The organism is Pseudomonas sp. B111, from assembly GCF_026428275.1.
Lineage (GTDB): Bacteria > Pseudomonadota > Gammaproteobacteria > Pseudomonadales > Pseudomonadaceae > Pseudomonas > Pseudomonas aeruginosa.
In genome coordinates this window covers 4,432,002-4,448,804 of sequence record NZ_CP097857.1, presented here as the reverse complement: position 1 = coordinate 4,448,804, position 16,803 = coordinate 4,432,002, and the positions used below count along the sequence as shown (strand labels likewise).

15 protein-coding genes are annotated in these 16,803 nt (G+C 64.8%); 4 read left to right on the top strand and 11 right to left on the bottom strand.

The annotated features are described in order from the left end of the window. The first annotated feature begins 19 nt into the window (after positions 1-19). From rpsO to M6E97_RS20660, 4 genes are all read left to right on the top strand, one after another. Complete coding sequence (rpsO, locus tag M6E97_RS20675) at positions 20-289, top strand: 30S ribosomal protein S15 (RefSeq protein WP_003095184.1); 270 nt, start codon at positions 20-22, stop codon at positions 287-289. Between the two features lie 173 nt (positions 290-462). Continuing rightward, a complete protein-coding gene (pnp, locus tag M6E97_RS20670) occupies positions 463-2,568 on the top strand; it encodes a polyribonucleotide nucleotidyltransferase (RefSeq protein WP_003095181.1) in 2,106 nt (701 codons plus the stop codon). Positions 2,569-2,840: 272 nt separating this feature from the next. Continuing rightward, positions 2,841-3,185 (top strand): BON domain-containing protein, encoded by a 345-nt coding sequence (locus M6E97_RS20665; RefSeq protein ID WP_003095177.1) that lies wholly within the window; start codon positions 2,841-2,843, stop codon positions 3,183-3,185. A 49-nt stretch (positions 3,186-3,234) separates the two neighbouring features. Continuing rightward, positions 3,235-3,432 (top strand): CsbD family protein, encoded by a 198-nt coding sequence (locus M6E97_RS20660; RefSeq protein ID WP_003095174.1) that lies wholly within the window; start codon positions 3,235-3,237, stop codon positions 3,430-3,432. A gap of 63 nt (positions 3,433-3,495) precedes the next feature. Here the strand turns inward: M6E97_RS20660 and M6E97_RS20655 are convergent, their stop codons facing one another. The 11 genes from M6E97_RS20655 to M6E97_RS20605 form a co-directional block, all read right to left on the bottom strand. After that, positions 3,496-3,810 (bottom strand): DUF2845 domain-containing protein, encoded by a 315-nt coding sequence (locus tag M6E97_RS20655; protein WP_003163439.1) that lies wholly within the window; start codon positions 3,808-3,810, stop codon positions 3,496-3,498. Beyond that, positions 3,807-4,100, bottom strand: coding sequence for a DUF2845 domain-containing protein (locus M6E97_RS20650; protein ID WP_003100541.1), 294 nt, complete (start codon positions 4,098-4,100; stop codon positions 3,807-3,809). Before M6E97_RS20650 ends, M6E97_RS20655 begins: the two co-directional genes overlap by 4 nt. A 4-nt stretch (positions 4,101-4,104) precedes the next feature. Next, positions 4,105-7,374: a DUF748 domain-containing protein gene (locus M6E97_RS20645; protein ID WP_024947268.1), complete on the bottom strand. Its 3,270-nt coding sequence runs from the start codon at positions 7,372-7,374 to the stop codon at positions 4,105-4,107. A 124-nt stretch (positions 7,375-7,498) separates the two neighbouring features. Next, positions 7,499-8,380, bottom strand: a complete 882-nt coding sequence (locus tag M6E97_RS20640; protein ID WP_003113910.1) for an oxygenase MpaB family protein — start codon at positions 8,378-8,380, stop codon at positions 7,499-7,501. Positions 8,381-8,476: 96 nt separating this feature from the next. Beyond that, entirely contained in the window at positions 8,477-10,414 is a 1,938-nt protein-coding gene (gene acs / locus M6E97_RS20635) for an acetate--CoA ligase (protein ID WP_003095161.1), read from the bottom strand. A 193-nt stretch (positions 10,415-10,607) separates the two neighbouring features. After that, positions 10,608-12,272, bottom strand: a complete 1,665-nt coding sequence (pgi, locus tag M6E97_RS20630; RefSeq protein ID WP_003100194.1) for a glucose-6-phosphate isomerase — start codon at positions 12,270-12,272, stop codon at positions 10,608-10,610. A gap of 89 nt (positions 12,273-12,361) precedes the next feature. Beyond that, on the bottom strand, positions 12,362-12,742 hold the full coding sequence (gene panD, locus M6E97_RS20625) for an aspartate 1-decarboxylase (protein WP_003095150.1): 381 nt from the start codon (positions 12,740-12,742) through the stop codon (positions 12,362-12,364). Between the two features lie 93 nt (positions 12,743-12,835). Beyond that, complete coding sequence (gene panC, locus M6E97_RS20620; RefSeq protein WP_023098134.1) at positions 12,836-13,687, bottom strand: pantoate--beta-alanine ligase; 852 nt, start codon at positions 13,685-13,687, stop codon at positions 12,836-12,838. Beyond that, positions 13,684-14,484, bottom strand: coding sequence for a 3-methyl-2-oxobutanoate hydroxymethyltransferase (panB, locus tag M6E97_RS20615; RefSeq protein ID WP_003095147.1), 801 nt, complete (start codon positions 14,482-14,484; stop codon positions 13,684-13,686). Before panB ends, panC begins: the two co-directional genes overlap by 4 nt. A 249-nt stretch (positions 14,485-14,733) precedes the next feature. Next, positions 14,734-15,222 carry a 2-amino-4-hydroxy-6-hydroxymethyldihydropteridine diphosphokinase gene (gene folK / locus M6E97_RS20610; protein WP_003095144.1) on the bottom strand — a complete coding sequence of 163 codons (489 nt, stop codon included), beginning with the start codon at positions 15,220-15,222 and terminating at the stop codon, positions 14,734-14,736. Next, complete coding sequence (locus M6E97_RS20605) at positions 15,219-16,622, bottom strand: polynucleotide adenylyltransferase PcnB (RefSeq protein WP_033939366.1); 1,404 nt, start codon at positions 16,620-16,622, stop codon at positions 15,219-15,221. The genes folK and M6E97_RS20605 overlap by 4 nt, the downstream gene beginning before the upstream one ends. Positions 16,623-16,803: the final 181 nt, after the last annotated feature.

Here is a 16,803-nt window from a genome sequence, read left to right as displayed (position 1 = left end):
CACTCAGAGGAAGCCCATCATGGCACTGAGCGTTGAAGAAAAAGCGCAGATCGTTAACGAATACAAGCAAGCTGAAGGCGACACCGGTTCCCCGGAAGTGCAGGTAGCCCTGCTGTCCGCCAACATCAACAAGCTGCAGGATCACTTCAAGGCCAACGGCAAGGATCACCATTCCCGCCGTGGTCTGATCCGTATGGTTAACCAGCGCCGTAAGCTGCTGGACTACCTGAAGGGCAAAGACGTGTCTCGCTACACTGCCCTGATCGGCCGTCTGGGTCTGCGTCGCTAAGCGACGCCGGTCGGCAGCTTGAAGCAAGGAGCTGGAAGTCTGGCGTCGATACCCGCACACGAGGCGGGTATCGGCGTCGGGCTTCCAGCTTCGCGCTTTCTAGGAATCGATTCGGGTCCGACTCCCGGCATTCCACCGATTTCCCCCAAGGCAACATAGAAGGTAAAGACACCGTGAACCCGGTAACCAAGCAATTCCAGTTCGGTCAGTCGACCGTCACTCTCGAGACCGGCCGTATCGCTCGCCAGGCCACCGGCGCCGTACTGGTCACCATGGACGACGTCAGCGTGCTGGTCACCGTGGTCGGCGCCAAGTCGCCGGCCGAAGGCCGCGACTTCTTCCCGCTGTCCGTGCACTACCAGGAAAAGACCTACGCCGCAGGCCGTATCCCCGGCGGTTTCTTCAAGCGTGAAGGACGTCCTTCCGAGAAGGAAACCCTGACCTCGCGCCTGATCGACCGTCCGATCCGTCCGCTGTTCCCCGAAGGTTTCATGAATGAAGTGCAGGTCGTCTGCACCGTCGTTTCCACCAACAAGAAGTCCGATCCGGACATCGCCGCGATGATCGGTACCTCCGCCGCCCTGGCGATCTCCGGCATTCCGTTCGCCGGCCCGATCGGCGCCGCCCGCGTCGGTTTCCATCCGGAAATCGGCTACATCCTCAACCCCACCTACGAGCAACTGCAGAGTTCCAGCCTCGACATGGTCGTGGCCGGTACCGAAGACGCCGTGCTGATGGTGGAGTCCGAGGCCGACGAACTGACCGAAGACCAGATGCTCGGTGCCGTGCTGTTCGCCCACGACGAGTTCCAGGCGGTGATCCGTGCCGTCAAGGAGCTGGCCGCCGAAGCTGGCAAGCCGGCCTGGGACTGGAAAGCCCCGGCGGAAAACACCGTGCTGGTCAACGCCATCAAGGCAGAGCTGGGCGAAGCGATCTCCCAAGCCTATACCATCACCATCAAGCAGGACCGCTACAACCGTCTGGGCGAGCTGCGCGACCAGGCCGTGGCCCTGTTCGCCGGCGAGGAAGAGGGCAAGTTCCCGGCTTCCGAGGTCAAGGACGTATTCGGCCTGCTGGAATACCGCACCGTTCGCGAGAACATCGTCAACGGCAAGCCGCGTATCGACGGTCGTGACACCCGTACCGTGCGTCCGCTGCGCATCGAAGTCGGCGTGCTCGGCAAGACCCACGGTTCCGCGCTGTTCACCCGTGGCGAAACCCAGGCCCTGGTCGTCGCGACCCTCGGCACCGCGCGCGATGCCCAGTTGCTGGATACCCTGGAAGGCGAGCGCAAGGACGCCTTCATGCTGCACTACAACTTCCCGCCCTTCTCGGTAGGCGAGTGCGGCCGCATGGGCAGCCCGGGTCGTCGTGAAATCGGCCATGGCCGTCTGGCCCGTCGTGGCGTCGCTGCCATGCTGCCGACCCAGGACGAGTTCCCCTACACCATTCGCGTGGTTTCCGAGATCACCGAGTCCAACGGTTCCAGCTCGATGGCCTCCGTGTGCGGCGCCTCCCTGGCGCTGATGGATGCCGGTGTGCCGGTCAAGGCGCCGGTCGCCGGTATCGCCATGGGCCTGGTCAAGGAAGGCGAGAAGTTCGCCGTCCTGACCGACATCCTCGGTGATGAAGACCACCTGGGCGACATGGACTTCAAGGTTGCCGGTACCGACAAGGGCGTCACCGCCCTGCAGATGGACATCAAGATCAACGGTATCACCGAAGAGATCATGGAGATCGCCCTGGGCCAGGCCCTGGAAGCTCGCCTGAACATCCTCGGCCAGATGAACCAGGTCATCGCCAAGCCGCGCGCCGAGCTGTCCGAGAACGCCCCGACCATGCTGCAGATGAAGATCGACTCGGACAAGATCCGCGACGTCATCGGCAAGGGCGGCGCGACCATCCGTGGTATCTGCGAAGAGACCAAGGCCTCGATCGACATCGAGGACGATGGCAGCGTGAAGATCTACGGCGAAACCAAGGAAGCCGCCGAGGCCGCCAAGCTGCGCGTCCTGGCGATCACCGCGGAAGCCGAGATCGGCAAGATCTATGTCGGCAAGGTGGAGCGCATCGTCGACTTCGGTGCCTTCGTCAACATCCTGCCGGGCAAGGACGGCCTGGTGCACATCTCGCAGATCAGCGACAAGCGCATCGACAAGGTCACCGACGTGCTGCAGGAAGGCCAGGAAGTGAAGGTCCTGGTGCTCGACGTGGACAACCGTGGCCGCATCAAGCTGTCGATCAAGGACGTGGCTGCCGCCGAAGCTTCCGGCGTGTAAGTCGAGTCGTGATCGATGAAAACAGGGCCCTCGGGCCCTGTTTTCGTTTCCGCGACACGCTTCTCGGCGAAGGGGGCGAATCCTTGCATTTTGCAAGCCCTGTCATCGCCAATTCGGCATTCTGCAACCGTCTCGCTTCCAGCCTATTTTTTAACTTATTGTTTTTAAAGGATTTTATTTTAGAGAAAAACTGGCACAGCGCTTGCGATATCTACTATGCAACTGACGCCAGGAATGGCTGCAGTTTTTCGAAATCCATAGGAGAAACCGCAATGAAATTCAGCAAACTCGCTATTGCCGCTGCTACTGCCACTGCTCTGAGCTTCTCGATGGCCAATGCGTTCGCTGCCCAGCCCATCAGCCTGGCGGCCAACGACACTATGCAGAAAACCGAAGAAGCGGTTTCCGATACCTGGATCACCAGCAAGGTGAAATCCAGCCTGATCGCCAACAAGAATGTCAGTGGCGTCGATATCAAGGTCGAGACCAACAAAGGTGTGGTTTCCCTTTCCGGCAACGTGAAGAGCGATGCCGAGCGTGACCTGGCGATCGAGACCGCCAAGGGCATCAAGGGCGTGAAAGCCGTTTCCGCCGATGGCCTGAAATCGGTCGAGTAAGCGCCCGGGCCGAACGACCCCTTTTCCCTCGTCACCAGGAGGAAGACCGATGAATTCCGATGTGATCAAAGGTAAGTGGAAGCAACTCACCGGCAAGATCAAGGAACGTTGGGGCGATCTGACCGACGACGATCTCCAGGCTGCCGACGGACATGCCGAATACCTGGTCGGCAAGCTGCAGGAACGCTATGGCTGGTCCAAGGAAAGGGCTGAACAGGAAGTTCGCGACTTCAGCGACCGCCTGTGAGCAGGTAGAAAGAAGCCCCGCCGGGATAGATTGCCCGGCGGGGCTTTTTCATGGGCGCTGGATTCAGTCGCCGCGCCGGCTCTGGATGGCGCTGAGGCGGTTGCCCTCGAAACGGACGAAATACAGCATGCCGTTCCATGGGCCATAGATCCATTCCTGGACCTCGACCTCGTAGCGCTTGCCCCATTCCCCGACGACCTCGCGATAACCCAGGCTGTCGCGGCTGCGTGGCTCACCGCAGCGCGAAAGGACGTCGGCGCTGCTGTCGCCGGTGCTAACCAGGCGGCTGCCGCAACGCAGCGAATCGGCCTGCGCATGTGTCAATGGCAGCAGGGACAGCAGCGCCACCAGCCCGGTGCGCGGAAGCGAGCGATTCAACGCTTGAACTCGATGCGTTTCAGCTTGTTGGCTTCGAAGGTCAGGATGTAGGTCACGCCGTTGCGCGGGCCGTACACCCACTCCTCGACCTTGAATTCCCGCCGATCGTAGCTGCCCAGGGTATAGCCGACGTCGTCGCGGTGATCCGGATCGCCGCACTTTTGCTGTACTTCGAAGGCCCGGTCGCCGACGCTGACCAGCGCACTGCCGCAACGCATGGTGTCGGCCTGCGCGCTCGCGCAGGCAAGGTAGAGCAGGGGGGCCGCGAGGGCGGCGAATCGCTTGTGCAAGGTATCACTCGCTATCCAGGTGCAATTGGGTGTCGACATTACCCTTGTCTTCGCCTTCGGCGAAACTGACGTCGATCAAGTAGATGCGATCATCCGGCAACTGGCCTTTCTCCACCAGGTAATCCTTGATCCGGGTGGCCCGGGCCTGGCCGATCTGGCGCAGCAGCACCTGGCTCTTGGCCCAGGAAGCGATCACCGCTTCGCGCATCTTCGCGGTGCGCTCGTCGCTGTCCAGTTCTTTCCACTCGGCCGGTGGCTGCTGCTTCAGGCGGGTCCGGTAGATGCCTTCGAGCAGCGGTGCCTGCATGTTCTCCGGTACCTCGAGTTGCTTGGCGTCGCTCGGGACCTTGTCGCCGCGACGCTGGAGCATGCGGTAGTAGGTGTTCTGGTATTCCAGTTCGAGACGCTTGGCGCCGATCGAGGGACCGTCAGCCGCGGCGGAGGCCACGCCTTCCACTTCCAGGCGCAGCGCCGGCCGCTCCTTGAGCGCATCGGCGAGCTTGTCGAGGTTGGCCTGGGCTTCCGGCGTCAGCTCGTCGCTGCCCGCGGCGAAGGGTACCGTGCCGAGATCCTCGTTACCGCCGGCGGCGAGGCCGGCGATGAACTTGAACGGCGCCTGCACGGCGCGCAGGACCAGGTTGCGCAGGGTCTGCCAGACGATCGGCATGACGCTGAACTCCGGGTTGTTCAGATCACCGGCCACCGGCAACTGGATATCGATGTTGCCCTTGGTGTCCTTGAGCAGGGCTACCGCCAGCTTCACCGGCAGGTCCACGGCATCCGGGCTGTCGACCTTCTCGCCGAGTTGCAGGCCTTCCAGCAGGACCTTGTTTTCCGCCTTCAGTTGGCTGCGTTCGATCTGGTAGTGCAGGTCCAGGTTGAGTCGCCCCTTGCGGATGCGGTAGCCGGCGAACTTGCCGGAATAGGGCGTCAGGGTGGTCAGCTCGACGCGCTTGAAGCTGGTGGTGATGTCGAGTTTCTTCAGCGGGTCGAATGGGTCCAGTTCGCCGGCGATGGTCACCGGTGCGTACTTGTCGACCTTGCCCTTGATGTCCACCTTGGCCGGCTGCGAGTTGCGCGTGTCGAGGGTGCCGACTTCGCCGCTGAGCTGCTGGATGGCGGTACCGAACGGCGGCATCAGGGTCAGGTCGGCGAAGTTCGCCGAGCCGTTGTTGATCCGTACGCCGCCGATGTGGATGCCCAGCGGCTTGCTCGCCGGCGCGTTCTTGCTTTCGGCGGCGGCCTTGCCGGACGAACTACCCGGTTGCGGGATGATCAGCTCGCTGACGTTGGTGCTGCGATCTTCGTTGATGATGAAGCGGGCGTAGGGCTCCTCGAAGGACACGCTCTGGATCGACAGGCTGTCCTCGTGCCGATAGGCGAGGCCGTTGAGGGTCAGCTTGGTCCATTTGACGAAGTCGCGGTCCTTGATGGTATCCAGGGTATGCAACTGGCTGACTTCGGCGCTGCCGTCGACGCTGAAGGCCAGCGGCTCGACGCTCTTCAGGTCGACCGCCAGCTCGCTGCCAAGGAAGCCGCTGCGCAGTTCCAGGCGGATGAACGGCGAGATGTAGGCCTGGGCCACGCGCAGGTCGATGTCGCGGGTACTGACCTTGAGCCTGGCGCTGACCGGGTCGAGCACCACCTGGCCGCTGGCCTGGACCTGGCCGCGGTTGCCGAGGCCGGTCTTGAGCTTGAGGTCGAAGGGGGTCTTGCCGAGGCTGTCGACGTTCTGCAGGTCGAGGTCCAGCGGGCCGACTTCCAGCGGGACCTCGGTGGCCGGCTGGCGATCCACCAGGTGCGCCTTGTAGCCGCGCAGCTGGGCGTCGCGCAGGACGATGTGCCAGGGCTTGGCGGGCGTCTCCGCGGCGGCTTTCGTACTTTCCGGCGGAGGCGTCTTTGCAGTGTCGGCGAGCTGTTGCGGAGAGTCGCTGGCCGCCTTGTCGATTTCCGCAGTCTTGGCCGTTTCCTGCCCGGTTGCCTTGCCGGTCTTCGGAGCCTTGCTCGTCTCTTGCTTGGCTACTTTATCGGCAGCGCCGCCTTCCGCGACTTTGGCGGACTCTTTGTCGTCCGTTGCCCTTTCCGTCTCGGCGACGCTGGCGTTCTTCTCCGCCGGCCTGTCCTTGCTCGCTTCGCCCGAGGCTATCGCGGCTGCCTTGGCGGCACCGTCGGTTGCCGGTTCGCGGGTGGTCTTCGCCGCGTCGGTCGGGGCAGCGGCGGGATCGGTGTTTTCCGCCGGCTTGGGTGCAGGCGCCTTGCGTGGCGGCGGAGTGAAGTCGGCGAACAGTTTCTGCCAGTCGAGCTGGCCGTCCTTCTCGCGCGCGGCCCAGGCCTCCAGGCCCTGGCTGCGGACTTCGCCGAGCACCACTTCCTGCTTGGCCAGGTCCAGGGTGGTAGCGGCCACGTCGAGGCTGGCGAGCTTGGCCAGCGGCTTGCCCTGGGGCGAATTGATGCTGAAGTCGGCGAGTTTCAGCGCGGCCTTGTCGAGCAGCAGCTGGGTGTCCTTGGACAGGTCCAGGCGATAGTCGCTGGAGAGGCTGACCACGCCGTTCTCCAGCACCAGCGGGGCATTGTCGCGGACATAGGGCCACCAGGCCTTGAGCTGGATATCCTTGACGCTCAGGTGGCCCCTGGACGTGATCGGCACCAGGGTCAGGTCGCCTTCCCAGTCGAGGCGGCCGCCGTTCGGGCCGGTGGCGAGCAGGGTCATCTTCGCGCCGTCGTCGGGCAGGGTGCTGAGGTTGTGCAGCTCGAAGCCCAGCGGATCGAAGCTGAAGTCCACCGGCTCGCTCGGTCGCAGGTCCTGGAAGTGCAGGCTGCCCTCGGCCAGTTGGATGCGGTCGATGCGCAGCGGGAACGGATCGCTCGGCTGTTCCGGCTCGGGCGATTCGCTCGGCGGGATCCTGAACAGGCTGGCCAGGTTGAGCTGGCCCTTCTCGTCGAACAGCAGTTCGGTATGCGGACCTTCCAGCTCGACGTCGGCCAGGTGCAGCTGGCGTTTCCACAGGCTGTCCAGCTGCAGGTTGGCGTACAGCCGGCGGAAGGCGAGCTGGGGGTTCTTCTCCTCGCCCAGGCGCAGACCCCAGAGGGTCAATTCCAGGCTGAAGGGGTTGAATTCGATACGTTCGAGACGTGCGGGGACGGTGGCGTATTGCGCCAGTTGCTGGTTGGCGACGCGCAGCCCGATGCCGGGTATGAGCAGGAAGCCCAGCAGGCAATAGACGAGGAAGGTGATCAGCAGGGCGCTGACAGCGCGTTTCAGTCCTTTGGGCATGGCTCTCTTTCGTTTTCCGTTCTAAGCGGTGCGTTGGAGTATGGCACGGCCTCAAGGTTCCGACCGTGATTCGCGCCGTTTCAGAGCCTTTGGACGGGTATTCTTGCTGTCACGGCACGAAAGTTCAGTGACTCACCGGCGGCAGACCCATGCGCCGGCAGGCTCTATGCATCGAAGCGTTGCGCACCGCCCAGCGCAGCAAGGGTACGCTGCGCCTGACGCTGCCTCGGATCAGGCGGCGTTGCAGCGGACTGAACGGGAGGTCGAGCATCGATCCGGCCCATTCCGGCAACAGCTCGGCGCCTGCGCGCAGCATCAGCGCGCCGAACGGCCTGGCCAGGGTGCTGGGCGCTGGTGCGTTGAAGAGAATCCGCACCACTTCGCGGGTGCGTTCGTCGCAACGCAGGCGTGGACGCATCGCCTCCAGGTAGGCGGCGATCTGCTGGCGGTCGCGCGGTACCGCGCGGGCGCCGAGGCGTTCGGCGACCAGGGCGATTTCCGAGTAGTAACGGTCCTGCTCGCTGCCCGGCAGGTCGGGATTGAGATAGCGCAGGTAGGACTTGAGAAAGCTGCTGACCTCGGCGACATGCACCCAGGTCAGCAGATCCGGGTCGCTGGCGGAATAGGGCGTGCCGTCGGGCAACTGGCCGATGACGCTTTCGTGGATGCGCCGGACCCGCTCGATCAGTCGCTCGGCATCGGCCAGCGGGCCGTAGGTGGTGGCCGAGATGAACTGACCGGTACGACGCAGGCGCCCGAGCAGGTCGTCGCGGAAATTGGAGTGGTCCCACACCCCCGCCAGGGCCAGCGGATGGAGCATCTGCAGAAGCAGCGCGCCGATGCCGCCGATCATCATGCTGCTGAAGTCGCCGTGGACCTTCCAGCAGGCGGCATCGGGGCCGAACAGGCCCGGATCGCCTTTCGGCGATTCGAAGTCGACACCGCCGACGGCGAGCCCGGTAAGGCTCAGCACCTGGCTTTCGATATGGCGACGGACGCTTTCCATGGAGGGCTCGCTACGACAGGGCAGGCACGAGCTTAACCCAGGCGCCGGAGCGACTGGAACCGTCCCGCGCCGCAGGGCGCGGGACGGTTGCGCGGGTCAGCGGTTGAGGCGGTTGTCGATCAACCCCTGCACCACTCCCGGATCGGCCAGGGTCGAGGTATCGCCGAGACTGTCCAGCTCGTTGCAGGCGATCTTGCGCAGGATACGCCGCATGATCTTGCCGGAGCGGGTCTTCGGCAGGCTGGGCGCCCATTGCAGGTGATCCGGCTTGGCGAAGCTGCCGATCTCCTTGCCGACCAGGGCCAGCAATTCCTGTTGCAGCGCCTCGCTGGGCTGACTGCCGGCCATCAGGGTGACGAACGCGTAGATGGCCTGGCCCTTCACGTCATGCGGGCAGCCGACCACCGCCGCCTCGGCCACCGCATCGTGCAGGACCAGCGCGCTCTCGACCTCGGCGGTGCCGATCCGGTGTCCGGAGACATTGATTACGTCGTCGACCCGGCCGGTGATCCAGTAGTAGCCGTCCTCGTCGCGGCGCGCGCCGTCGCCGCTGAAGTAATACCCGGGGTAGGGCTTGAAGTAGGTGTCGATCATCCGCTGGTGGTCGCCGTAGACGCTGCGGATCTGACTCGGCCAACTGGCCTTGATCGCCAGTACGCCGCTGCCCGCGCCGTCGATTTCCTTGCCTTTCTCGTCGAGCAGCACGGGTTGCACGCCGAAGAACGGGCGGGTCGCCGAGCCTGGCTTCAGCGCAGTGGCGCCGGGCAACGGGGTGATCAGGATGCTGCCGGTCTCGGTCTGCCACCAGGTATCGACGATGGGGCAGCGCTTCTCGCCGACCACCTGGTAGTACCACTCCCAAGCCTCCGGGTTGATCGGCTCGCCCACCGAGCCGAGCAGGCGCAGGCTGCTGCGCGAGGTCTGGCGGACCGGGGCGTCGCCTTCGCGCATCAGCGCGCGGATCGCGGTCGGCGCGGTGTAGAAGATATTCACCTGGTGCTTGTCGATCACCTGCCAGAAGCGTGAGGCGTCCGGGTAGTTGGGCACGCCCTCGAACATCAGGGTGGTGGCGCCGTTGGCCAGCGGGCCGTAGACGATATAGCTGTGTCCGGTGACCCAGCCGACGTCGGCGGTGCACCAGTAGACGTCGCCATCGTGGTAGTCGAACACGTACTTGTGGGTCATCGCCGCGCCGAGCAGGTAGCCCCCGGTGGTGTGCAACACGCCCTTCGGCTTGCCGGTGCTGCCGGAGGTATAGAGGATGAACAGCGGGTCCTCGGCGTCCATCGCTTCCGCCGGGCAGTCGGCTGAGGCTGCGTGGAGCGCCTCGTGGTACCAGATGTCGCGGCCTTCGACCCAGGGTATGTCGCCCTGGGTGCGCTCGACCACCACCACGGTGGAGACGTCCGGGCAGTCCTTCAGCGCCTTTTCCACATTCTGCTTCAGCGGGATGTACTTGCCGCCGCGCACGCCCTCGTCGGCGGTGATCACGGTGCGGCAGTCGGCATCGAGAATGCGGTCGCGCAGCGAGTCCGGCGAGAAGCCGCCGAACACCACCGAGTGCACCGCCCCGATGCGGGCGCAGGCGAGCATGGCGTAGGCGGCCTCGGGAATCATCGGCATGTAGATGCAGACCCGGTCGCCCTTTTCCACGCCGCGGCTCTTCAGCACGTTAGCCAGGCGGCAGACGTTGTGGTGCAGCTTGCGGTAGGTGATGTGCGCGGATTCGCTGGGGTTGTCGCCTTCCCAGACGATCGCGATCTGTTCGCCGCGGCGTTCCAGGTGGCGGTCGATGCAGTTGTAGGCGACGTTCAACTGGCCGCCCTTGAACCAGGTGGCCTGGCCTTTCCTCAGGTCGCCGTGGTGGACGCTGTGCCAGGGCTTGAACCAATCGAGGAAGGCCTTGGCCTGCTCGCCCCAGAACTCGTCGGGGTTCTCGACGGATTGGCGGTACAGGCGCTGGTAGTCGTCGTCGTTCAGGTAGGCACGCTGGCGGACGGCGTCCGGCACCGGGTGGACGCTGATCTCGAACATGGCGGTTTCCTTTGTTTTTCTGCTCCGCAAGGTGTCGAGAGACCGCACGCGGCCCCTCTTCAGGTTCGACCAAGGGTGGGCCAGGCGAGTGCCATGTTCAAGTGCCAAAGGCGCGAGCGGGGAAGGCGCCGGGGTCAATCGCAGGGCGGAATGAAAAAGCCCGGCCTAGGGCCGGGCTTTGGGGAGAGGCGGATCAGCCGCGATGGCGGCCGCGGAAGAAGTCGATCAGGCCTTGGGTCGAGGCGTCCTCGGCCGGGGTTTCCTCGCTGCCGACCAGGCGCGAATAGACACCCTTGCCGAGTTCCTTGCCAAGCTCCACGCCCCATTGGTCGAAGGCGTTGATGCCCCAGAGGATGCTCTGTACGTAGACCTTGTGCTCGTACATGGCGATCAGCGCGCCGAGGCGGCGGGCGCTGATGCGCTCGACCACCAGGGTGTTGCTCGGTCGGTTGCCCGGGATCACCTTGTGCGGCGCCAGGCGCTGCACTTCGGCTTCCGGCAGGCCCTTGGCGCGCAGTTCGGCCTCGGCCTCCTCGCGGCTCTTGCCGAGCATCAGCGCCTGGCTCTGCGACAGGCAGTTGGCGTACAGCCACTGGTGATGGTCGGCGACCGGGTTGTAGCTGCTCACCGGGACGATGAAGTCCGCCGGGATCAACTGGGTGCCCTGGTGCAGCAACTGATGGTAGGCATGCTGGCCGTTACAGCCGACGCCGCCCCAGATCACCGGCCCGGTGCCGCTGGTGACTGGCGTGCCGTCCTGGCGCACGCTCTTGCCGTTGGATTCCATGTCCAGTTGCTGCAGGTGGTCGGTGATATTCCGCAGATAGTAGTCGTAGGGCAGGATCGCGTGGCTGTTCGCGCCCCAGAAGTCGCCGTACCAGACGCCGAGCAGGCCGAGCAGCACCGGGATGTTGCGTTCGAACGGCGCGGTCTGGAAGTGCTGGTCCATATTGTAGGCACCGGACAGCAGTTCCTTGAAGTTGGAGATGCCGATGGACATGGCGATCGGCAGGCCGATGGCCGACCACAGCGAGTAGCGGCCGCCGACCCAGTCCCACATGGGGAAGATGTTTTCCTCGCGGATGCCGAAGGCGATCGCGGCTTCCTTGTTGCTGGAGACGGCGATGAAATGGCGGTAAAGCTCTTCCTCGGTGCCGCCCTGGGCCAGGTACCAGGCGCGTGCGGCCTGGGCGTTCTTCAGGGTTTCCAGGGTCCCGAAGGACTTGGAGGAAACGATGAACAGGGTGGTCTCGGCGTTCAGGCGGCTGGCCAGTTCATGGAACTCGCTACCGTCGATGTTCGCCAGGTAGTGGCAGCGCACGCCTTTCTGGGCGAACGGCAGCAAGGCTTCGGATACCAGTTGCGGGCCGAGGAAGGAGCCGCCGATGCCGATGTTCACCACGTCGGTGATCGGCTTTTCGGTATAGCCGCGCCACAGGCCGTTGTGCACGTAGCCTACCAGCTCGGTCATCTGGTGCAGGACGCGGTGGACTTCCGGCATCACGTCGACGCCATCGACCAGCACCTTGTCGCCGATCGGTCGACGCAGCGCGGTATGCAGTACCGGCCGGCGCTCGGAGGCATTGATCGCCTCGCCGTCGAACATCGCCCGGATCGCGTCGCTCAGCCGTGCTTCCTCGGCCAGCTTCACCAGCAGGTCGATGGTGTCCTGGCGAATCAGGTTCTTCGAGAAGTCGAGGAACAGTCCACAGGCGCTGAAGGAAAACCGCTTGAAGCGCTCCGGATCGTCGATGAACGCCTGGCGCATCCTGAAGTCCTGCAGTTCCTGGCGATGGGCGGCCAGGGCGCGCCAACTGTCGAGTTGCGTGGCATCCAGCGGAGTGAGGTGGTGCTTCATGGCTGACCTTCTGGTTGGAATTCGATGGCGCACTTATTTGAACATGAAAAAGCCCGGATGAAACCGGGCTTTATCCAGAGGGGGCGAGGTCAGGCGACCTGTATCGGAATCGCCTCGCTGGTATGGCTGAGCTGGTTGCCCGGCGCCATGTACAGCATGCGCGGCTTGTGGCTGGCCAGTTCGGCTTCGCTGTAGTGTGCGTAGGCGCAGATGATCACGCGGTCGCCGACCTTGGCCTTGTGTGCCGCGGCGCCGTTCACCGAGATCATCTTCGAGCCGTTCTCGGCGCGGATCGCATAGGTGGTGAAGCGCTCGCCGTTGTCGACGTTGTAGATCTGGATCTGTTCGTACTCGCGGATTCCGGAGAGGTCCAGCCAATCGCCGTCGATGGCGCAGGAGCCTTCGTAGTCGAGGACGGCATGGGTGACTTCGGCGCGATGCAACTTGGCTTTGAGCATGATGGCGTGCATGGGGCGACTCCTATCGGGTCCGCGGGGGGCGGCAGAGTATGGCGAGTCCGTGGTGAGCGCTCAAGCCCCCGGGAACCGGGGGCTCGGCATGCGTCAATCGAGGTTGATTGAGAGGTTGTCGATCAGCCGCGTACTGCCCAGGTAGGCGGCGGCCAGGATAACCAGTTGGCGGTCGCCGGGTACCCCGGGGCGCAGGCTGATCGGCTCGCGGATTTCCAGGTAGTCGGGGCGTAGCCCGGCCTGTTCCAGGGCCTGGCGGGCGTCGGCGAGCAATGCCGGGAAGTCCTCGGCGCCGGCGCGTATGCGTTCGCCGAGCTGCCGCAGGGTGCAGTAGATCGCCGGGGCGGCGGCGCGCTGCTGCTCGTCGAGGTAACCGTTGCGCGAGGACAACGCCAGGCCATCGGCGGCGCGCACCGTCGGCTCGCCGAAGATCTGCACCGGCAGGTTGAGGTCGCGGACCAGCTTGCGGATCACCGCCAACTGCTGGAAATCCTTTTCGCCGAACAGCGCGAGGTCCGGCTGGACCATGTTCAGCAGCTTGCTGACCACGGTCGCCACGCCTTCGAAATGGCCGGGACGACTGGCGCCGCAAAGGCCTTCGGAGACGCCGGGAACATGGATGCGGGTCTGCCCGTCCATGCCGTCGGGGTACATTTCCTCGACGGTCGGGGTGAACAGCAGGTGGCAGCCGGCTTCGAGCAGGCGTTCCTGGTCGGCTGCGAGGGTTCGCGGGTATTTGTCGAGGTCTTCGCTGGGGCCGAATTGCAGCGGGTTGACGAAGATGCTGACGACCACGAAGTCGGCGCGTTCGCCGGCTTTCTTTACCAGCGCGGCATGGCCGGCGTGGAGGTTGCCCATGGTCGGCACGAAGCCGATGCGCTTGCCTTCGCTGCGGGCGCGCGCCACCGCGGCGCGCAGTTCACGGACGGTCTTGACGGTGTTCATGCGTTGAATCCGTGTTCGGCGGCGGGGAAGGACACGTCCTTGACGGCGCGGACGTAGGCCGCGATGGCGGCTGGGATGCTCTCCTGGCCTTGCATGAAATCCTTGACGAACTTGGGCGAGCGGCCGGTCAGCGAGAGACCCAGCATGTCGTGCATGACCAGCACCTGGCCATCGGTCGCCGCACCGGCGCCAATCCCGATCACCGGGATCTTCACCGCCTGGGTGATCTCTTCGGCCAGCACGCTGGGCACGCACTCCAGCAGCAGCATGGCGGCGCCGGCCTGCTCCAGGGCGATGGCATCGGCGCGCAACTGGCGCGCCTGGGTTTCCTGGCGGCCCTGGACCTTGAAGCCGCCGAACAGGTTGACCGCCTGCGGGGTCAGGCCGAGATGCGCGCAGACCGGCACGCCCATCTGTGCCAGGCGGGCGATCGGCTCCGCCAGCCAGGCCCCACCCTCCAGCTTGACCATGTGTGCGCCGGCCTGCATCAGGCGGACCGCGTCGGCAAGGGTCTGGGCCACGGAATGGCTGGATTCGAAGGCCAGGTCGGTGACGATCAGGGAACCTTTGTTACCGCGTTTCACGCAGGCCGTGTGATAGGCCATTTCCTCGTTGCTGACCGGCAGGGTGCTGTCGTGACCCTGCAATACCATTCCGAGCGAATCTCCGACCAGAAGCACGTCCACGCCGGCCTGGCTGGCGGTGTGGGCGAAGGTGGCGTCGTAGCAGGTCAGCATGGCGATCTTCTCGCCGCTCTGCTTCAACCCTTGCAGGGTGGTCAGGGTTACATCAGGCATGGAAAGGCTCCTCGTTGGGCCGGTGATGAGCCGGCGCGGGGCAAACGGCCACTTATAGTCCGGATGGGGTGGCTCGAAGTCAATTGCAGGTGTTACCGCATTGTTACGGCGTTACTGCCACTGCCGAACGCCGCGCCGCCTGCGGTTGCGCGCGCAGTGTACGCCCATCCGCGACGTCCTTCGTCAGCTTTTCGGTAACAGTGTGAAGAGCCCGCCGCGAGGTATCCGCGCAGCGGCGGGCAGGCAGGGTCAGGCGCCCGGAAGGCGTTCGATGCCCTCGAACGGACAGGCCGCGAGCAGCTCCGGCAGGTGGCGGCCATCGGGCAGGCGCAGGTCGGGGGCGAGATCGGCGAGGGGATAGAGCACGAAAGCGCGCGCCTGCATGTGGTAGTGCGGCACCTTCAGGCGCGGCAGGTCGAGCAATTGTTCGCCGAACAGCAGGATGTCCAGGTCGAGCGTGCGCGGACCCCAGCGCAGGTCGCGGACGCGCCCCTGTTCCAGTTCGATGGCCTGCAGGGCGTCGAGCAGGTCGAGCGGCGCCAGGTTGGTGTCGAGGGCCGCCACGCCGTTGACGAAGCGCGGCTGGTCGGCGGGGCCGAGCGGGTCGCTGATATAGAGCGGCGAGACGGCGACCAGGCGGGTCTCGGGAAGCCGCTCGAAGGCATCGAGGGCAGCCTGGATCTGCTCGCGCGGTTCGGCCAGGTTGCTGCCCAGCGCCACGTAGACGCGCTGGATCATTCGCCGCTTCCGCCGCTGCCTTCCTTGCGCGGCCCGCGGCGCCGACGGCCGCTGTTGCCGCCGCGGCGACGCTTGCGCGGGGCGCTGCCGTCTTCCTGGCTGACCAGGTCGCGGATCATGTTGCGCCGCTCGCTGTCGCTGACTTCCTGGTAATCGGTCCACCATTGGCCGAGTCCTTCGGTTTCCTCGCCGACACTTTCGCGCAGCAGGAGGAAGTCGTAGCCGGCGCGGAAGCGCGGGTTTTCCAGGAGCAGGTCGGCGCGCTTGCCTTGGCGTCGCGGCAGACGTTCCTGCATATCCCAGATCTCGCGGATCGGCAGGGTGAAACGCTTGGGAATGGCAATCCGCTGGCACTGTTCGCTGATCAGTTCGTGGGCGGCTTCCTGCATCGCCGGGATGGCCGGCATGCCTTTCTCCTGCAACTGCGCGACGCGCGCCGGCAGGGCCGGCCAGAGCAGTGCGGCGAAGAGGAAGGCCGGGGTTACCGGCTTGCCCTGGCGAATGCGCGCATCGGTATTGGCCAGGGCCTGGCGGATCAGCTTGCCGGTGTAGTCGGGGTTGGCCTGCAGTGCCTTGGCGCTGGCCGGGAACAGCGGCGCGAACAGTTCGTACTCGACCAGCAGCTCGAAAGTGCGCTCGGCCCGGCCGGCGAGGAACAGCTTGAGCACCTCGTCGAACAGGCGCGCCGAAGGGATTTCCCGCAGCAGCGGGGCCAGCCGGCGAATCGGCGCGGCGCTGTGCTTCTCGATCTCGAAGTCGAGCTTGGCGGCGAAACGTACCGCCCGCAGCATCCGCACCGGGTCTTCCAGATAACGCTGCTCCGGATCGCCGATCAGGCGGATCAGGCGATTGCGGATGTCGTGAACGCCATTGGCGTAGTCCAGCAGCCGCTCGCTGGTGACGTCGAAGTACAGGGCATTGATGGTGAAGTCGCGGCGCTGGGCGTCGTCTTCCAGGCTGCCATAGACGTTGTCGCGCAGGATGCGGCCGCTTTCGTTGCTGGACGCGCGGCTATCGCCATCGTCCTGGCCTTCCGGATGATGGGCGCGGAAGGTGGCGACCTCGATGATCTCGCGGCCGAAGTGCACGTGTACCAGTTTGAAGCGGCGGCCGATGATCCGCGCGTTGCGGAATTCGGCGCGGACCTGCTCCGGCGTGGCGCTGGTGGCGACATCGAAGTCCTTGGGAGCGATGCCGAGCATCTGGTCGCGTACGCAGCCCCCGACCACGTAGGCCTGGTAGCCGGCCCGCTGGAGGATCTCGACGACCTTGACGGCGTTCCGGCTGAACTGGTCCCGGCGCAGGGAGTGCTGGTTGTTACCGATGACTTCCGGGGTTGTACGGACGGCGCGCGGACGGCGCAGGGGGGAACGAATGGTCTGGATCAGCTTTTTCAGCATGGATGTGTTATCGGGAGCACGATGTGGGTGATTGCACGCCTGCGTTGCTCAAACAGGACGGACGTCGGGTAATGCTGCGGCATTATCAGGACCTCTCGGGCGAGGCGTGTTCTGTACCCGTTGAATGTTTGGCCCCGCGACGCACAGGGCGTCCCGGGCGCCGGAACCGACTGCGCCATGC

What these genes read in the sequence shown, in the direction of transcription:
- panB (WP_003095147.1), bottom strand. Translation starts at nt 14,484, where the DNA reads ATGCCTGATGTAACCCTGACCACCCTGCAAGGGTTGAAGCAGAGCGGC.
- panD (WP_003095150.1), bottom strand. Translation starts at nt 12,742, where the DNA reads ATGCACGCCATCATGCTCAAAGCCAAGTTGCATCGCGCCGAAGTCACC.
- M6E97_RS20605 (WP_033939366.1), bottom strand. Translation starts at nt 16,622, where the DNA reads ATGCTGAAAAAGCTGATCCAGACCATTCGTTCCCCCCTGCGCCGTCCG.
- M6E97_RS20645 (WP_024947268.1), bottom strand. Translation starts at nt 7,374, where the DNA reads ATGCCCAAAGGACTGAAACGCGCTGTCAGCGCCCTGCTGATCACCTTC.
- M6E97_RS20640 (WP_003113910.1), bottom strand. Translation starts at nt 8,380, where the DNA reads ATGGAAAGCGTCCGTCGCCATATCGAAAGCCAGGTGCTGAGCCTTACC.
- M6E97_RS20665 (WP_003095177.1), top strand. Translation starts at nt 2,841, where the DNA reads ATGAAATTCAGCAAACTCGCTATTGCCGCTGCTACTGCCACTGCTCTG.
- panC (WP_023098134.1), bottom strand. Translation starts at nt 13,687, where the DNA reads ATGAACACCGTCAAGACCGTCCGTGAACTGCGCGCCGCGGTGGCGCGC.
- M6E97_RS20660 (WP_003095174.1), top strand. Translation starts at nt 3,235, where the DNA reads ATGAATTCCGATGTGATCAAAGGTAAGTGGAAGCAACTCACCGGCAAG.
- rpsO (WP_003095184.1), top strand. Translation starts at nt 20, where the DNA reads ATGGCACTGAGCGTTGAAGAAAAAGCGCAGATCGTTAACGAATACAAG.
- pgi (WP_003100194.1), bottom strand. Translation starts at nt 12,272, where the DNA reads ATGAAGCACCACCTCACTCCGCTGGATGCCACGCAACTCGACAGTTGG.
- acs (WP_003095161.1), bottom strand. Translation starts at nt 10,414, where the DNA reads ATGTTCGAGATCAGCGTCCACCCGGTGCCGGACGCCGTCCGCCAGCGT.
- folK (WP_003095144.1), bottom strand. Translation starts at nt 15,222, where the DNA reads ATGATCCAGCGCGTCTACGTGGCGCTGGGCAGCAACCTGGCCGAACCG.